The organism is Mariniflexile sp. HNIBRBA6329 (assembly GCF_043558645.1).
GTDB lineage: Bacteria > Bacteroidota > Bacteroidia > Flavobacteriales > Flavobacteriaceae > Mariniflexile.
This window is the reverse complement of record NZ_JBIFXS010000001.1, coordinates 473,095-491,411: the sequence shown is the minus strand read 5'-3', so window position 1 is coordinate 491,411 and position 18,317 is coordinate 473,095. Positions and strand designations below refer to the sequence as shown.

General features: G+C 34.2%; 14 protein-coding genes and 1 tRNA gene. 3 read left to right on the top strand and 12 right to left on the bottom strand.

The window, feature by feature from the left end:
* Positions 1–19: 19 nt before the first annotated feature.
* Complete coding sequence (locus ACGK9U_RS01995) at positions 20–703, bottom strand: hypothetical protein (RefSeq protein ID WP_394464685.1); 684 nt, start codon at positions 701–703, stop codon at positions 20–22.
* A gap of 79 nt (positions 704–782) precedes the next feature.
* On the opposite strand from ACGK9U_RS01995, the gene ACGK9U_RS01990 reads away from it, so the two are divergent.
* Positions 783–1,709, top strand: coding sequence for an SPFH domain-containing protein (locus ACGK9U_RS01990; RefSeq protein ID WP_394464684.1), 927 nt, complete (start codon positions 783–785; stop codon positions 1,707–1,709).
* Between the two features lie 48 nt (positions 1,710–1,757).
* Here the strand turns inward: ACGK9U_RS01990 and ACGK9U_RS01985 are convergent, their stop codons facing one another.
* From ACGK9U_RS01985 to ACGK9U_RS01970, 4 genes are all read right to left on the bottom strand, one after another.
* A complete protein-coding gene (locus ACGK9U_RS01985; protein ID WP_394464683.1) occupies positions 1,758–1,958 on the bottom strand; it encodes a hypothetical protein in 201 nt (66 codons plus the stop codon).
* A 77-nt stretch (positions 1,959–2,035) separates the two neighbouring features.
* A complete protein-coding gene (locus tag ACGK9U_RS01980) occupies positions 2,036–3,193 on the bottom strand; it encodes a GNAT family N-acetyltransferase (RefSeq protein WP_394464682.1) in 1,158 nt (385 codons plus the stop codon).
* 67 nt (positions 3,194–3,260) lie between these two features.
* Positions 3,261–3,746 (bottom strand): DUF1761 domain-containing protein, encoded by a 486-nt coding sequence (locus ACGK9U_RS01975; RefSeq protein ID WP_394464681.1) that lies wholly within the window; start codon positions 3,744–3,746, stop codon positions 3,261–3,263.
* An 81-nt stretch (positions 3,747–3,827) separates the two neighbouring features.
* The gene (locus ACGK9U_RS01970) at positions 3,828–5,834 is read right to left on the bottom strand and encodes a glutamine--tRNA ligase/YqeY domain fusion protein (protein ID WP_394464680.1); all 2,007 of its coding nucleotides are present in this window, start codon (positions 5,832–5,834) and stop codon (positions 3,828–3,830) included.
* Between the two features lie 102 nt (positions 5,835–5,936).
* Here ACGK9U_RS01970 and folB point away from each other — a divergent pair, with 102 nt between their 5' ends.
* Positions 5,937–6,299 (top strand): dihydroneopterin aldolase, encoded by a 363-nt coding sequence (gene folB, locus ACGK9U_RS01965; protein ID WP_394464679.1) that lies wholly within the window; start codon positions 5,937–5,939, stop codon positions 6,297–6,299.
* A 51-nt stretch (positions 6,300–6,350) separates the two neighbouring features.
* A tRNA-Cys gene (locus tag ACGK9U_RS01960) sits at positions 6,351–6,421 on the top strand.
* Positions 6,422–6,453: 32 nt separating this feature from the next.
* Here ACGK9U_RS01960 and ACGK9U_RS01955 read toward each other — a convergent pair.
* The 7 genes from ACGK9U_RS01955 to ACGK9U_RS01925 all read right to left on the bottom strand — a co-directional run bounded on the left by ACGK9U_RS01955 (position 6,454) and on the right by ACGK9U_RS01925 (position 18,179).
* Positions 6,454–7,134 (bottom strand): LysE family translocator, encoded by a 681-nt coding sequence (locus ACGK9U_RS01955; RefSeq protein WP_394464678.1) that lies wholly within the window; start codon positions 7,132–7,134, stop codon positions 6,454–6,456.
* Between the two features lie 110 nt (positions 7,135–7,244).
* Positions 7,245–9,533, bottom strand: a complete 2,289-nt coding sequence (bglX, locus tag ACGK9U_RS01950) for a beta-glucosidase BglX (protein WP_394464677.1) — start codon at positions 9,531–9,533, stop codon at positions 7,245–7,247.
* 2 nt (positions 9,534–9,535) lie between these two features.
* Positions 9,536–10,591, bottom strand: coding sequence for a family 16 glycosylhydrolase (locus ACGK9U_RS01945; RefSeq protein WP_394464676.1), 1,056 nt, complete (start codon positions 10,589–10,591; stop codon positions 9,536–9,538).
* A gap of 122 nt (positions 10,592–10,713) precedes the next feature.
* Positions 10,714–11,595, bottom strand: coding sequence for a glucan endo-1,3-beta-D-glucosidase (locus tag ACGK9U_RS01940; protein WP_394464675.1), 882 nt, complete (start codon positions 11,593–11,595; stop codon positions 10,714–10,716).
* Positions 11,596–11,633: 38 nt separating this feature from the next.
* Positions 11,634–13,658, bottom strand: a complete 2,025-nt coding sequence (locus ACGK9U_RS01935) for a hypothetical protein (protein ID WP_394464674.1) — start codon at positions 13,656–13,658, stop codon at positions 11,634–11,636.
* 12 nt (positions 13,659–13,670) lie between these two features.
* Positions 13,671–15,152, bottom strand: a complete 1,482-nt coding sequence (locus ACGK9U_RS01930) for a RagB/SusD family nutrient uptake outer membrane protein (RefSeq protein WP_394464673.1) — start codon at positions 15,150–15,152, stop codon at positions 13,671–13,673.
* Positions 15,153–15,161: 9 nt separating this feature from the next.
* Entirely contained in the window at positions 15,162–18,179 is a 3,018-nt protein-coding gene (locus ACGK9U_RS01925) for a SusC/RagA family TonB-linked outer membrane protein (RefSeq protein WP_394464672.1), read from the bottom strand.
* Positions 18,180–18,317: the final 138 nt, after the last annotated feature.

Here is an 18,317-nt window from a genome sequence, read left to right as displayed (position 1 = left end):
AACATGATAGTTCTTTTCATTAAAAAGAAACCGTAGCGCCTAAAACCAACATGTTTTGGTTGCCTTTAAAAAGAGCATCACCTCCAGTAGTATCTAAATTTTGCTTTTCTAGTTTATTCAAAATATTTGTAAAGCCATAAATATATTGTGCTTTCAGTTTAAAAAATTTGAACCCTAAGGACGCGCCAATAACACCATTAAAATTGAACTGGGAAATATCACTAATGTCTTCGGCTGTTAAATTTGAATAATTTTCTACAAAATAATTTTCTTTGTCTTTATCTTTTAACTCCAGCTTACTGTTGTATTGTAACATCGGCCCTAAATCAATCGTAAAATAATATGGAATTACTTTGATGTGCATCAGAAAAGCCACTTGTGCAGCAAAAAGTTTATAGTCTATAAATTCACTATTTTCAACAACTGCTAATGGTCTTGCAGATATACCAATAGTACTTTCTGACAATTGCATACCAAAACTTACATCATACCATCTATGCGGAATATCAACAGTTGCAGAAAGTCCTCCTAAAAAACCATCACCTTGTTTGGTGTTAAAATTATCGGTTGCTATATTAAATTTTGTAATACCTCCAAAAACGCCAAAACCATTAGTGATATGGTAATTTTGATGCTGGGAAAAACTTTTTGTAACAAAACAGGCCATAATGGCTACTAATAGGATTAGTTGTGGCTTTTTCATAGTATCTTTATAGTTCTATACGCAAATATAAATTAATTTAACAATTATCATTTTTTTAACCATTTAAAAACAACATATCATGAGCATTTATTCAATCCCCTACATCGTACTCGGTGTCCTTTTATTTATATCTTTCGTTTTTACCGTCAAGCAGCAAACCGCTGCTATTATAGAACGATTTGGTAAATTTCAAAGTATTCGTCATTCTGGATTTCAACTAAAAATCCCTTTAATAGACCGAATTGCTGGCAGATTAAGTTTAAAAATTCAGCAATTAGATGTTATCGTAGAAACTAAAACTTTAGATGATGTATTTGTTCGCTTAAAAGTATCTGTACAATACCGTGTTTTATCCGAAAAAGTGTACGATGCCTTTTATAAGTTAGACTATCCACACGACCAAATAACCAGTTATGTATTTGATGTGGTACGTGCCGAAGTACCAAAAATGAAATTGGATGATGTTTTTGTGAAAAAAGATGATATCGCATTAGCTGTAAAAGCAGAATTGAACGATGCCATGCTTGATTATGGTTTTGATATCATTAAAACACTTGTAACCGATATTGACCCCGATCCTCAAGTAAAAGAAGCTATGAACCGTATTAATGCTGCCGATAGAGAAAAAACTGCCGCACAATACGAAGGTGATGCTGCGCGTATTTTAATAGTTGAAAAAGCAAAAGCGGAAGCTGAAAGCAAACGTTTACAAGGACAAGGTATTGCAGACCAACGTCGTGAAATTGCACGTGGTTTAGAGGAATCCGTTTTAGTGTTGAACAAAGTTGGAATAAACTCGCAAGAAGCCTCTGCCCTAATAGTTGTAACCCAACATTACGATACACTTCAATCTATTGGTCAACACACAAATAGTAATTTAATATTGATGCCAAATTCACCACAGGCAGGAAGTAATATGCTTAACGAAATGCTTGCAAGTTTTACTGCCAGTAACCAAATTGGTGAAGCTATGAAAGAAGCTAAAGAGAAAAAGAAAAAAGAATAACATTTTACCTAGTAACAAAAAAGCCTCATAACTATTTATGGGGCTTTTTTATGGATGCTCTTCTTTATACTTTTTAAGCATTGTTTTTAAAGTTTCTAGATAATTTTTTAACGATTTATCATCAACATTCAAATTATCTTCACTGGGAATCGTCATGGGGTTTTCATCTAAATATTGATATAATTCAGGATAATCGGTTTCAATTTCCCGAGTAATATTTGATATTTCCATAAGCAGTTTAGCCTTCATTTTATTCTTATTTAATTAAACACTTAAATTACTAAAATAAAACGACTAATAAAAATTATTCTCTCTTTACAAAAGCCCTAACTTTTAAATGGGTGCCGCTCTTCCCAGTCTTGTTTTGGGTTCATTAAACCGAACAACTGTTTTAAAACAGCGTTCATAAAACTATTGGTATGCTTAATATATACAAACATGGGTTTAGCCTTTGCACCTACTGAACTTTTAATTTCCATAGCGGTTCTGGCGTAAACCACTGTCTTAAAATGATTATTGATGCCAAAATCCAACATACTGTAAAGCATATTTAAGTATAACTGATTTTTGTATTGATGCACTTCGTCATATCCTAAAAAGTACGTTTCAAGGTGTTGTTCATTCCGTATTAAAGTGAAAAAACCAACCAATTCTTCATCTAAATAATATCCAAAAACTTTAAAGTTATCTTGTAAATAACGTTTAAGGCTATAAAAATGATTTTCAGGCAATATAAACGTATTAAACTTGGCATTGTTAGATACGTTTAAATAAAGTGCGTGTAACCTACTTGAATTGGTTTTAATGGCCTCTAAGCCCAATTCTGAACCCGTAATACCATTTAGCTTTTTCCTGGCTGTTTTATAGCGGCTTTTATACTTCTTATTGAGTGCGCTTAAATAATCGTTAAAACTTAACCAATTTGGTTGTATCGTCAACACCATATTGGGCTGAACCGTAACCTTATGAAGCTTGTTTGTATTAAAAAAATTAGTTTCCAAGTGCATGGCATCATCTTGAAAATAATCTTTGAACATGATGGCGCGTATAGTTTTATTCTGATTTGTTTTTATATGGTTTTTAATAACTTCCAAGGCCTCATAAACCAATTCCAAATAATTGGCCTGGGCTATGTTTTCCTTTTGAAAAAACACACCATGCTGTCCGGTATGCGTTAAGTTTCCAACCACCAAAATATTGCCTTTTAATACTTTTGAAACCACATCGCGAAAAAACTCTTTTACACAAGATACATTTATGGTTCTGAACATATCTTTTAAATACAGCTGCACACGTTGAATAATAGCAACCCCCACTAAAGCACCATCATTAAAAATTCCAACATAAAAAAATTGAATATTATTGGGCGATGCTTCTTCTAAAGCTTTTAAATAAGAAGATTGTAAAAAAATATCATGTGCAACAATGCCATCCCATGAAGGTGGAAGGTTAGCAACCGAATGATAAATTTTAAATGATTTCAAATTGGATAATAAAAAAGACCGAAGTTAAACACTTCAGTCTTTGATTATATTAAAAGTTTACAAAAAATTATTTCCAAGCGCAAATAATACCACCCATTATGGCAAGCGTTACTATCCAATAACCAGCGTTTATAAATATGTATTTGGCACTTTTACGTTCAAATATAGCGTTGGTGCCCAAAATAGGTAAAGCAATAAAAATGCCTGCTAAAACACCATGTAAAACACCATGTTTAATGGTTCTAAAATTATTTCCGTAATCGGTCATAAAATCAGAATACGATTGTAAAGCAACACTAGAATCGCCTCCTATTAAACTTAAAACTCCCATTTGATGCACCACTAATGCTGGTAATGCGCTTGCAAGTAAAAAAGCAAACAATAAGGCTAAACCAAATATTTTAGCCATGTTTCCGCCTTTTAATTGATCTTCTGTTAAACCTGCCGCTTGCATCCAAGCGTTACCAAATACTTTTGGATGATACCAAATAAAGCCTACAACTAAAGCAGAAACAGCTGCTACTAGAATTGCATAAATGTTTAAAAAATCCATAATAAAGTTAGTTAAAAGTTAGATTATAAATATAGTTAAAATAATAATATGTGCTTCATTTTTAGTTATTTGAAAAACAAACTACATAAGCGCATTTGCTTCTTCAACTAAAATAGTGTTTGAATCTTCTTGGGCTTTATTTATAAAATCATTAACCTCGGCATTTTTTTCTAAACCATTTTTGATTAATACACCTAAAGCAATCATGGTGGCAATACGTGTTCCTACTTTTTTTGCAGCGGTGTTAAAAAGCGGTTGCAACTCATCATAACTAACATCTTTGGCAAGTTCTTGAATTTCTTCTTTTACTTTTAGTTGTTTTGCTTCTGGTAAGTTGGTGTATTTTTTACCTAATTGCTGAATCACATCAATGGCTTTGCGTTGTGGCTGCGATGCATTGTTTTGTTGTTTATTTTGGCTCTTGTTGGTGTTTTCGTCAGGTTTTTGTTTCTCCCAAGAATCTCTTAATCCAACGGTTTTATTAAATATTAATTTATTTGAAGATGAATCGTTATCCACATTAAAATAACCTAAACGTTGAAACTGGAAACGCTCTCCTACTTTAGCATCTAACAAACTTGGCTCTACATAAGCTTCAATAATTTTTAAAGATTCAGGGTTTAAAAACTCCATGAAATCCTTGTCTTGATGGCTATCGGGCGCTTCGTCCATAAACAAACGATCGTATTCCCTAACCTCCACTTTTATAGCATGTTTTATAGATACCCAATGTAGTGTCCCTTTTACTTTTTTAGAGGTATCTTCAGAATAGGTACAGTGTATTTCTGTAATGTTCCCATTTGTATCCTTTACAACCGATTCTGCTTTAATGATGTAAGCGTTTTTAAGTCGTACTTCACCACCTAATTTAAGTCTGAAGAACTTATTACCAGCAACTTCCTTAAAATCTTCTTTTTCAATATACAATTCACGAGAAAATGGTACTTTTCTAAAACCTGCACTTTCATCTTCTTGGTTATTTTCAGCTTCCAACCATTCTTCTTTTCCTTCAGGATAGTTAGTAATAACCAATTTAACAGGGTCTAAAACCGCCATAACACGGGGCGCTGTTTTATTCAAATCTTCGCGAATACAAAACTCTAAAAGCGATACATCAATAACGTTATCACGTTTGGCAACACCAACGGTTTCAACAAACTTTCTTAAAGCTGCAGGTGTGTAACCTCTACGACGCAAACCAGAAATAGTTGGCATACGCGGGTCGTCCCACCCGTTTACAATACCATCTTCAACCAATTTAAGCAGCTTACGCTTGCTCATAATGGTATAACTTAAATTTAAACGCGCAAATTCACGTTGTTTTGGTCTAACTAAATTTGGGTCTGTTACTTGGTCTAAAAACCAATCATAAAGTTCTCTATGGGGTTTAAATTCCAAGGAACATAATGAATGTGAAATTTGCTCGATATAATCACTTTCACCATGGGTCCAATCGTACATAGGGTAAATACACCAATCGTTACCCGTTCTATGGTGATGTTTCTTTAAAATACGGTACATAATGGGGTCTCGCATCAACATATTAGGGTGCTGCATATCAATTTTAGCACGTAAAATATGTTCGCCTTCTTCAAATTCGCCCGCTTTCATACGTTCAAACAAATCTAAATTTTCGGCTACAGATCTATTTCTAAAAGGACCATCAACCCCAGGTTGTGTGGGAGTTCCTTTTTGTTCGGCCATAGCTTCACTTGTTTGCGAATCTACATAGGCCTTTCCTTCTTTTATAAATAAAATAGCCCAATCATAAAGCTGTTGAAAATAATCTGAAGAAAATAATTCTTTATCCCATTTATAACCTAACCATGCTACATCTTCTTTAATGGCATCTACATATTCTTGCTCTTCTTTTGCAGGATTGGTATCATCAAAACGAAGATTTACAGGGGCATTATACTTTTCACCCAAACCAAAACTAATACCAATAGCCTTTGTGTGACCAATATGTAAATATCCGTTAGGTTCTGGTGGAAAACGAAATCGTAATTTGTTTTGTGGCATACCGTTTGCCAAATCTTCTTCTATAATTTGCTCTAAAAAATTGAGCGATTTTCTTTCTTCAGACATAAAATATATAGAAATGCTTTACTATTTGTAAGAAACATTAAATTAATTAAACAAAATTATTGCGTAAAATTAGGTAATTTTGCCGACTTAAAACTGCTTAACATGGGAATTATAAAAGTTGAAAATATTCGTGTATTTGCCTATCATGGTTGCTTACAAGAAGAAACAAAAATAGGTAGCGATTATCGCGTAGATTTAAAAGTTAAGGCCAATTTACAAACTTCAGCTAAAACAGATAAACTTTCTGACACTGTGGATTATGTATTTTTAAACCGCATTATAAAAGAAGAAATGGGTATCGCTTCCCACCTACTTGAAACCGTTGCCAGACGTATTTTAAATAGAATTTTTACTGAAGATAAATTGGTTGAAAAAGCAACTGTTTTAATTAGTAAATTAAACCCTCCTATTGGTGGGGATGTTGAAAAAGTAACTATAAAAATGACCGATAAGCGTAAAAATTGATTTTAACTGTTGTGAAGTCTTATTTTTTTTTACATTTGCACACGTAAATAAGGTGTCGTGGCCGAGTGGCTAGGCATAGGTCTGCAAAACCTCGTACAGCGGTTCGAATCCGCTCGACACCTCAAAAAGGCTTCTGAACCAATCAGAAGCTTTTTTATTTTAAAGGACTTATTTTTTCTAATTTTTCCTTTAAAAGTTCCTTTTCCTTTGGGAAAAAACCTTGAACTAAAAGTAAAACTCCAAAACCCAATATTACTAAAGCTATTATTTTTTTAGTTTTAAAAATAATACGTGGTGTTAACCTGCTCTTTAATTTTTTAGCTATTACTATTTTAACTAAATCTACCAGAAAATAAACAATTAAAATAGTGCTTAAAAAAACCACTACCCCATCATCAGAGCTTGTAATAGAGTTGGCTATTACAATAAATGCCACCCAACCCAATAAAACACCAATATTTATGAAATTGAGTAAAAAACCTTTTAAAAATAGCTTCCCGTAGCCTCTTTTAATTTCTATTTTATGATATTCTCTAACAATTTCTCTAAATGATTTTGAAGTTTTAATGAAGGAAATAAACCCATAGGTTACTAACAAAACACCTCCAAAAATTAAAAAACTAGGATCGTCTTTTATGGTTTCCAACAATTTACTGGTACTAAAAAAGGCCACTATAATGAATATAACATCTGCCAACATAACACCACAATCAAAGATTAAAGCACTTTTAAAACCTTTGGTAGCACTCGTTTCAAGAAGCACAAAAAAAACTGGGCCTATTGTAAAAGCTAGAATGATTCCGAAAGGAATGGCCGCTAAAATATCATCAAACATAGAATATTATGAGGGTTTACTACAAAGTAAAGAAAAAAAGGTGTGTTAAACTATAACACACCTTTTAAACAACAAACAAATTAAACTAATTTAATGAAATTCTTTATGTATTAAATTTTAAAATCAGCTTCTAAAACGGTTTCCGAACTACCCCCAACAAAAACTTTAAAATCTCCTGGTTCTAAAACAAAGTCTCCTTCATTATTAAAAAATCCTAATTCATTTTTAGTGAGTCTGAAGCTTACTTTAACATCTTTATTTGGTCCTAAAGAAACCATTTCAAAGCCTTTTAATTCTTTTACTGGTCTGGTTATGCTTCCAAATATGTCTCGTATATAAAGCTGAACTACTTCTTTACCTGCAACATTTCCCGTATTTTTTACCTTCACTGAAACTTTCACTTCTTCACCAGAAATCTTTTCAACTAAAAGATTATTATATGAAAATGTGGTATAGCTTAACCCATGCCCGAACGGATATAGAGGCGTATTACTTTCATCGGTATAATGCGACCAAAACACTTCGTTTGGTGCAGGAATAACTGGTCTGCCTGTGTTTTTATAATTGTAATAAATTGGTATTTGCCCAACGCTTCTAGGAAACGTCATTGGTAATTTTCCGCTAGGGTTATAATCGCCATACAAAACTTGTGCTATGGCGTTACCACTTTTAGTACCCAATTGCCACGCTTCAACAATAGCGGGAATATGTGCATCTGCCCAAGGAATTGTTAGTGGACGCCCATTATTTAAAACTAAAACAATGTTTTTATTAACCTTGTAAATAGCTTCTAAAAGCTCTTGTTGTACACCAGGCAAACCTAAATCTGTTCTACTACGTGCTTCACCGCTATGAAAACCGTGTTCACCTAAAACCATGACTACAACATCGGCCGTTTTAGCGGTTTGAATTGCTTCGGGAAACTCGCTTTTATCTGTAGTATTAATTATTAACTCTAATGGAAACACGGTTTGCCCCAATGTTAAATCGGCTCCTTTAGCATAAGTTAATGTATTACTTTTATAGTCTTGCATGCCTTCGAGTACTGAAACTGCTGTACTATCTTTTGCGGCTAATCGCCAACTGCCTAACGGACTCGTTTTATCAGCTGCTAAAGCACCTATTAAAGCTATTTTCTGTCCTTCTTTTTTAAGAGGTAATAAGGCATTTTCGTTTTTAAGTAATACGATTGATTTTTTAGCCATATCTAAAACAGCATCCTGTATTTCTTGACTTCCAATAACCCTTTTTTCAGTTTCTTTATTACAGTATTTATATGGGTCATCAAACAAACCAAGTTCAAATTTAATTCTCAAAATGCGTCTAGCCGCATCATCTATAAGCGTTTCTTTTACAAGACCTTCTCTAACTAAATTTGCCAACTCTTCAACATAAGCATACGATTCCATATCCATATCCGAACCAGCATTCGATGCCAATTCAGCAGCATGTTTTTTATTTTTAGCATGCCCATGAGCAATCATTTCGTTGATAGAACCCCAATCTGAAACCACAAAACCAGTAAAACCCCATTTTCCTTTTAAAATATCACGCTGCAAAAAAGCATTTCCTGTTGCAGGAATACCATTTAATTCGTTAAAAGAATTCATAAAGGTTCGTACACCAGCATCGGTAGCGGCCTTAAATGGTGGAAAAATGATGTTATTTAATGTTGAAGTGCCTACATCAACGGTATTATAATCTCTACCCGATTCGGCAAACCCATAACCCGCCCAATGTTTAGCACAAGCGGCAATGGTTTCTGGTGATGCTAGATCGTCTCCCTGAAAACCTTTAACTCGAGCTATAGCTATTTTACTACCCAAATATGTGTCTTCTCCAGCACCTTCCATAACACGTCCCCAACGGGCATCACGAGAAATATCAACCATAGGTGCAAACGTCCAGTTTATACCTGCTGCTGAAGCTTCTTTTGCTGCTACTTGCGCTGATTTTTTAATGGCTTCTAAATCCCAACTTGCAGCTTCAGCTAACGGAATTGGGCTTAATGTTTCATAACCATGAATCACATCAAAACCAATGATTAACGGAATACCCAATCTGGTTTCTTCCACAGCTATTTTTTGTACTGCTCTTACCTCATCTACACCTGTTACATTAAGCATAGAACCTACATAACCCTTCTTTAAATGCTCATATTTTTTAGATGCATCTCCAGTGGATGGCGTTGGCCCAGTAACATCCCAAAAGCCATTATATTGATTCATTTGACCAATTTTTTCTTCTAGTGTCATTTTTGATAGTAATTCTGAAACTTTCTTTTCTATTGCATCGTTTAAATTACTTGTTTCACCTGAAGCTTCCATTTTATCTTTACATGATACCGTTGCCATTAAAAGAACAACAATAAGTAAACTATTAAGTTTGTATTTTTTCATAATTATTGATATACTCTAACGTAATCCACCTCCATTACAGACTCTGTAAAATTAGGGTCGATGGTAAACCAACTTCCTCCCATGGCTACATTAAGAATTAAAAATTGTGCTGCATTATATGGCCAAGTACTGTTATTTATAACCGATGGCTTATAACTGTACTTATAGACGTCGTCTATAAAAAACTTAAGTTCGTTTGCTGTCCACTCTACACTATATACATGAAACTCTGTACTGTAATCGGCTATGGTGGTTTCACCAACTTTAGTATTACCACAGCCCCCTGAACATGATGGTGTATGAGTAGCACTTGATATAACGGCTGGATTGTAACCCCAATGCTCCATAATATCTATTTCACCGCATGCTGGCCAACCAACGGTATCAATATTAGCACCCAACATCCAAATAGCTGGCCATGTACCAGTACCTGTTGGTAATTTAGCCCTAACATCAACTCTACCGTAAGTAAAATCGAATTTACCTTTGGTCAATAATCTAGCAGATGTATATTCAGAACCCTGATAATTTTCTTTTTTGGCAATTATTTTTAAAACGCCATTTTCAACTTTAACGTTTTCGGTTCTGTTTGTATAATATTGTTTTTCACCATTACCCCAACCATTAGCACCAGTACCAATATCATAACCCCACTTTGTGACATCTGGAAATCCTTTGCTATCAAACTCATCGGACCAGATTAGTTGTGGGCCCTTTTCGGCAACAAAAACTGTTATTTTTTTAAAATCGCTAATAGCATTTCCTGTACTTGAATAAGCAAAAACAGTTATAATATAATCGTTTAAACCTTCTTTAGTACAAGTGTAATTAAATGTACCTGTTGTGTTTTTTACTTCAGCATCACTACCTACTTTAAAGCCATAAGAAACAGCATTTGTTGCCGTAGCATTACACGTTATATAACCAGACCCATCACCATTAATATTACTAATATCTGAACCCAAAATGTTTATTTGTAACGTTAAATTAGTAGGTATACTATTTTGAGGTTCTTCATTTTTTGGTTCATCACCACTACTAGAGCATGACATTATCATAAAAAAGCATATGTGAATGATATAAAGCCTGTTTTTTATCATTTGATCTATTTTTAATTTTCTTGATTTTAAAAAAGAGGGAGATGCGAAATCTCCCTTCTTATTGCTATTAATTACCTTTTTTACTCTGGTACTAAAGTGAACCACCAATTAAAGCCATTATTTCCGTCTGTAGTAGTCAAAACCATTTCATTAGATGAACGACTGTGAATGATATATTTGTGATTACCACCCGTATAATATCCTACAAAAGCTAAACCAGTAAAACTAATTGTTTCAACACCACCTGGTGCAGTTAAAGACCATTGCTCTGTATAATCACCATAAACATAATTTAAAATATCAGCTCCATCGGCAGTTCCACCAGAACCCCCTAATTCATCAATTAAAACTTCACGACCAAAAACAGTTCCATTAGTTACTGCGGTAAACGTACCATCTATATTAAATGTATATCTGTCATCGTACATCCCTGTTCCAACTTTATCATTTGCTCCTGCACTATACCACTCAAAAGGGGTGCTTCCGCCAACTGGTCCTAAACCAAAGTGAGGTTTAGCTTCTGCTTTTATTCTCCAAGTTCTTTGACTGTCCGCTGTTAACATGGTTAACAAATCTGCGGGTGGAGAATATGTTGATAAAACTTCTACCTCGAATGTTTTACTTGAAGAAACACCTCCTGTACCAAATGCAATCACGGTTACGGGATAGGTATTGAGACCCAGTTGTGTAAAATCATGTGAAATAACCCCGCCTGGGGCAAGTTTTGTTGTGTTTTGAACCACAAAGTGTATTGCAGTTACATTATCTGCAGTGGCCGTAAAGTTTACGGTTCCACTACCATCTCCATTTGGATTTGTAGCATCGGCTCCAACAATATCAACTGACAGCTGAATGTTTGTAGGTGCTATTAAATCTCCAAATTCCACATTATCATCTTGACAGCTAGTAAATAGCATCAAAAACGTAAGGAATACTCCTATTATATATTTAAAGTTTTTCATATTGTCTTATTTTATATTTAAATCCTTTTCATATTTAATTAATCAGTAAGTGTTAGATCGTCAAAGTAATATACTGATCCATCACCTGCTACATTAAAGTCAAAGAATAATACAACTTTTACATAGTTAGCTGCTGGAGCTGCACTAAAGTCGTACACTATTTCTTCCCATGAATTTGCTACAGTAGTGTTCATATCTACTTCATGTGTGATACTTGCGTCGGCATTTTCTAATTTTAGCTTTACAACAACGCCTGCTTTGGGTGACCAGGTTTTTATACTTATTTTATTGTAAGTATCTAGGTCTAGTGTAGTTGTGCTAAAAAACAATCCAGCCCAAGTTTCAGCACCTACCTTTTTATCAAATTTACCCACATGAGCAGTAACATTTCCTAATCCAGAAGGTAGATCGTCTAGAGTAACAACGCCATAATCTGCATTTCCAAAAGCGCCTCCTTGAGGTAAAACACCTTCATAACCTTCAAATAAAGTTGGTGAAGTTCCAGTATTTCTTAGCTGAACATCGTCAAAATAATATACTGAACCATCACCTGCTACATTAAAGTCAAAGAATAACACAATTTTTACATAGTTAGCTGCTGGGGCTCCACTAAAGTCATACACTATTTCTTCCCAGGCATTTGTTACAGTAGTGTTCATATCTACTTCATGAGTGATACTTGCATCTGCATTCTCTATTTTTAGTTTTACCACAGCGCCTGATTTTGGTGACCAAGTTTTTATGCTTATTTTACTGTAAGTATCTAAATCCAATGTCGTGGTGCTGAAAAACAATCCAGCCCAAGTTTCAGCGCCTAATGCTTTATCAAATTTTCCCACACCATTGGTAACAACCCCTAAACCAGAAGGTAAATCATTTAAAGTAACAACGCCATAACCTGCATTACCAAAAGCGCCTCCTGCTGGCGCAGTACCGTTAAAATCTTCTACTGTTAATTTAGAAAATGCTCCAGATGCACTAGCAACTTGTTTAATGTCATCAATATAGAATGTCCAGTTTGCGCCTCCAGTTCCAATAGTTCCAATATCAAAAAACATTACAAGTTTTTGATATGTTTTACTTACATCAATCGTACTAAAATCAAATACTACCTCTTCCCAAGCTCCGTTTCCTACAGTTGTAACTTCAACTTCTTTGTTGATATTACCGTCGGTTAAATTCTCTAATTTCAATATCATTTTTCCACCAGCTCTTGGAGACCAAACCTTCATTTTAATGAATTTCTTAGTAGAAAAATCGATAGGTGCTGATGTAGTAATAACGTTTCCTGCCCAAGTTTCTGGACCTCCTTTTACTATTTTACCAACTTTAGCAGAAGTGTTTCCCTTAGTATCTGGATTATCTACAACAGCTGCTGATGCACCACCAAACCCAATAAACACACTTGAGTCAAAAATTTCGAAATCAATTGGTAATTCCGTTGGTTTAGCAATGGTTATGACTTCTGTTTTTTCTGTAGTTGCTACACCTCCGCTTAAAGCAACCACTTTAATGGTATAATCGCCAACTACTGGGTATTGAAAACTAACCGATGCGCCGCTATCTAAATGTGTAGGTTCTTCATCTGGATTGGATGTATCAAAATACACAAGGAAATAGGTTGCATAATCTGCAGTAGCAGACACATTTAACACAAATGGGTTAGAACTATCTATTTCTGCATTTATTTCCAAATTTTCTGGTGCTCTAAACGACACCATAAGTTCCTTTTCCACCTCACTTTTTAGTCCAGTAATACCAGTAGCTTCTATTTTTACCGTATAAGAACCTTCAGCATAAACATGCTGTGTATTTGCTCCTTGTTTAACTACTACCGATTCCGCGGTACCGTCACCATAAGTTATATTATAGGAAACCGCGCCTTCTGCATTAGGTGTTATGGTTACTAACCCTGTATTATCTTGGGTTATTTGAAATGAGGCAGACACATTTGCTGGTGCTGCAAGACTATCCAAATAATCGAAATTATCATCCTCTTTATTACAACTAAAAAGTATTAATAATGCCAGACAATTAATTAATATATATTTAATTTTTTTCATAATTATAAGTTTTTAGTTTGTGTATCCTGGGTTTTGCGACCATCTATTTCCAGACAATTCTATTTCTTGAATAGGAATTGGAAAAAGTTCATGTTTATTTGATTGAAAATCAGGAATGGTCCCTACGGCCTTACCTGTTCGAACTAAATCGAAGAAACGAAGCCCTTCACCAACAAATTCTACACGACGTTCTTTATAAATATCATTGGTTAAGTTTGCTCCTGAAGTTGTTACATTATGCAATTCATCATTAAAAGCACGTTTTCTTACCCTATTTAAATAAATTCTTGCTCTATCATCACTAATACTACCTCTATTTAAAGCTTCTGCTGCCATTAGCAACACATCTGCAAAGCGAATGACACGAAAGTTATTTGGGTTTGTAAGCGCCGCATCTGGTAGGTTTAAATCGCCTTTACGGGCTATATATTTTAAATTATAATAGCCTGTATGCTCATACCCTTCTGTGTATGTAGCACCCGTTTCTTCTGCCCATTTAGCAATATCCAGTATAGAATACTCCAAACGGATATCTCCTGGTTCAAACGCATCAACAGCATCTTGAACAGGTACATTAAAGCTGTATCCAAAATCGTAAAGTGGACCATCATAACTTCTTATGCCATTAAATCCTACGGCATAATTTCCATCAAGACAATAAAAACAATCATAGCTTCCGCCTTTATTATCAGAATATTGTATTTCAAAAACAGATTCTATATTGTTTTCATAGTCATTTTCAAACATGTTTTTTGCTTCAGCTGAAGACAACAAATCATAAGGCCCATTAGCAATTAAATCTTCTAATACTGTTGCTGCCTCTGGAAATTTGCCTTGATACAAATACGCTTTGCCCAATAGTGCTTGAGCAGCTCCTTTGGTAATTCTTCCTGTTTCATTTTGAACATATGGCAAATTGGCTGCTGCAAAAATTAAATCTTGCTCTATTAATGCATAAACATCTTCTTTTGGTGTTCTGTCAATACTAAACTGATCGCCAAATTGAATTCTTTTATCTATAGCTAATGGTACATCGCCAAACCATTTTACCAATTCTGCATAATAAAATGCTCTTAAAAAACGAGCTTGAGCAATAACACTTGTTTTATTAGGAAAATCTATTTTGTCTTGAAATTCCATAATATAATTAGCACGGTTAACTCCTGTGTACATCCATGTCCAAATATTTCTTAACTGTGCGTTTATTGGTGTATGAATCATGTCATCAATTTCCTGTTTTCCAGGAGTATCATTAGCATCTTGCCCACCACACAAGGTGTTATCTGAAGCGATTTCGGCCGTTTGAAACTGTTCTGCAGTTGCTTGTAACATATCATAAGCAGCAACTAATGCCGATTGATAATCTGCTTCTGTATTGAAAAAGTCTTCTGAATTTTCGTCTTGAGATTTAACATCTATAAAATCGTCTGCACATGAAAACAACGTTACAAATACCAATAAAAAAAGACTACTTTTTATTTTTATATTTTTCATAATTTCTAATTAAAATTTTACGTTTAGCCCTAATAAAAATGTTTTGGCACTTGGATAGAAACCTTGATCTATACCACCACCTAATGGAGCTCCGGAAGAAGCCGTAGGGTCGAAACCAGTATATTTGGTTAGTGTTAATAAATTACTTCCAGAAACATACAAACGTAATTTGCTAATTTTTAAACTCTCTAGAACTTTATCTGAAAATGTGTATCCTAACTGTACATTTTGAAGACGTATAAAAGAACCATCTTCTACATAGTAATCTGAAAATAATGTATTAGATGTTGCACCTCCTGTTACCCTTGGTGATGAATTTGTTGAGCCTTCACCAGACCAACGGTTTAAACGATAGATTGTGCTATTGGTTAAAATATTATTATTTTCGTAATTACGAACAATATCGTTCCCTACAGATGCAAAAGCATAAGCTGCAAAATCGAAGTTTTTATAATCTAACGAAAGATTTAAACCCATAGTTGCATCAGGTAGTGGGTTACCAATATCAACTTTATCATCTAAGTTTATAACGCCATCTAAATTTTGATCAACAAACTTTAAATCGCCTGGTTGTGGTGCAATATCCCCAACTGCTGAAGCGTCAATTTCAGCTTGATTTTGAAAAACCCCTGCTGTTTGGTAACCATAAAAATATCCTATTGGAAAACCTGCTTCCATTCTTGATGGTGCGGGTTGACCGATGCCAAACGAACCACCTATCAAAACCCCTGTATTTGTATTTACGGAGATAACTTCGTTTTTAATATAGGTAACATTATACCTGATGCTAAACTTAAAATCATCCGAAAATCTATCTGAATAACCAATTGCAAATTCAAGTCCTGTATTTTCTACTACACCACCATTTACAAAAGGTGAACCACCTACTCCTAATAAGCCTGATACTTCTGGAGCTACTAATAAATCTTCTGTTCTTCTTTTAAAATAATCGGTTGTGATATCTATTTTGTTGTTCAACAACCTCATATCTAAACCTATATCCAACGTTTTTTGCTTTTCCCATTTAATTTCAGGGTTTGCAATGCCTCCACTTGCTGTTCCAATGGTTTCAATATTGTTGAAATAATAATTGCTTCCTCTACTTAATAGTGAAATATATCTGTAATCACCTATTCTATCATTACCAAGAATACCATAAGAAGCTCTCAATTTTAATAGATTAAAAACGTTGCTATCTTTAAGAAATTCTTCATCGGAAGCTACCCAACCAACAGATGCTGAAGGGAAAATACCAAACCTATTATTAGGCCCAAATTTGGTAGAACCATCACGTCTTACTACCGCTGAAAGTAAATATTTGCCTTTATAATCGTACTGTAATCTTGTAAAATAGGATAGTAATCTGGAATCAAAAATGGCATTTCTACCAGTAAATCTGTTTATGTTTTCAATATCTGAAGCTTGATCTAAATTGGCATTTTCGTAACTATTATTAATAATATCATAACCTGTTGCTCCTGTAAATTCACCTGTTGTTTTAAAAACGGATGTTCCTAAAAGCACATTGATATTATGAATGTCGTTAATTTTATTTTCATATTTAACAAAAGCGTCAAACGTATAATCTCTGAAGTAATTTAAACCTTCAAATACACTACTTCTATCCACATTAAAAACTTTTCCGCTACCAAAATTTGCAATAGGGTTAAAAACATGGGAACTTACCTCAGCGTAATTAAACTGTATATTGGATTGTGCTGTAAAATGATCTAAGAAGTTGTATGATAATCCTGCATTTCCACTTAGTTTCAGAACCTTACCTCTATCATAGGTATCATCTATTTGAGCTAATGGGTTAATAACTTCCGCGCCTAAACCTTCTGCTTTTGTGTAATTGCCGTTTTCATCTATTATAGAAAAAGTAGGTGCCATATTTAAGGCATTAAAAAGCACCGAAGCATTAGAGTTTTCTGGAAGATTATTTTTATTGGTGCGCATTAAAGTAAGCCCTGATGTGAATTTAAAATTTTCAAAAAAATCTAAATTATAACTGGCATTATTTGTAAAACGTGTGAAATTTGAATCAGCTCCTCCTACAATACCATCTTGCGTTAAAAAAGACCCACTATAAGAATAAGAAGATTTTTTACCACCACCTTTAAAAAGTATATTATGATTCATAATAAACGCATTTTTAAAAACTTGGTCTTGCCAATCGGTTCCTGCACCTAATGAAGAAACATCTGTGTATAGTAATGCCCCCCCTCCAGCAACTGATGCTTCATTAGCCAATAAGGCATATTCGGTAGCGTTTAAAACAGGTATTTTTCGAGTGGTTTGCTGGAAACCTCCGTATGCGTTATACTCAACTGTTAATGGCATCTGTTTACGTCCAGTTTTAGTCGTAATAAGTATAACCCCATTAGCAGCCCTAACCCCATAGATACCTGCAGTGGCATCTTTAAGTATGTTCATGCTTTCAATGTCGTTTGGGTTAATAACACTAAGGTCTTCAATAACATTGCCATCCACCAATATTAAAGGGCGGCTATCTCCATTGGTAGAAACACCTCTAATACTAATTGTAGAACCACCACCAGGAGTACCAGATTGTGTGGTAATATTAACCCCTGCTACTTGACCTTGTAAAGCTTGTTCTATACGTGTTGGCTTAAGTGCATCGATAGTTTCTGCGCCAACAACGCTTACTGCTCCTGTAATTTCTTTTTTAGTTTGTGTACCATAACCTATAACAACTATTTCATCCAGTTTTGCTAAATCTTCTTCAAGTTGAATAGATAACTTCGTACTATTTGTCACAACTATTTCTTTAGTTACATAACCAATGTAACTGAATGTGAGCGTAGATCCTTTTTTTACATCAGTAATTGTAAAATTACCATCAAAATCGGTTACAGCTCCTTTAGTAGTGCTTTTAACAAGTACATTAACTCCAGCAATTGGAAATCCTGTATTGTCTTGGACAGTTCCGCTAATATCAAAATTTTGCGCACCTGAGTATGCAAAAAAGAAAAAGCAAAGAATTTTAAAAAAGGTTTGTCTCATATTAATTTAGTTTAATTTTAGTTTAAGTAAAACTAGCTATATATATTATTGAATTCTAATATTAAGCCTATACAAAAAACATACAATTCAAAAAAAACTGCTTTTATTTATGATAATCTTAAATTCATAGCGGATTTA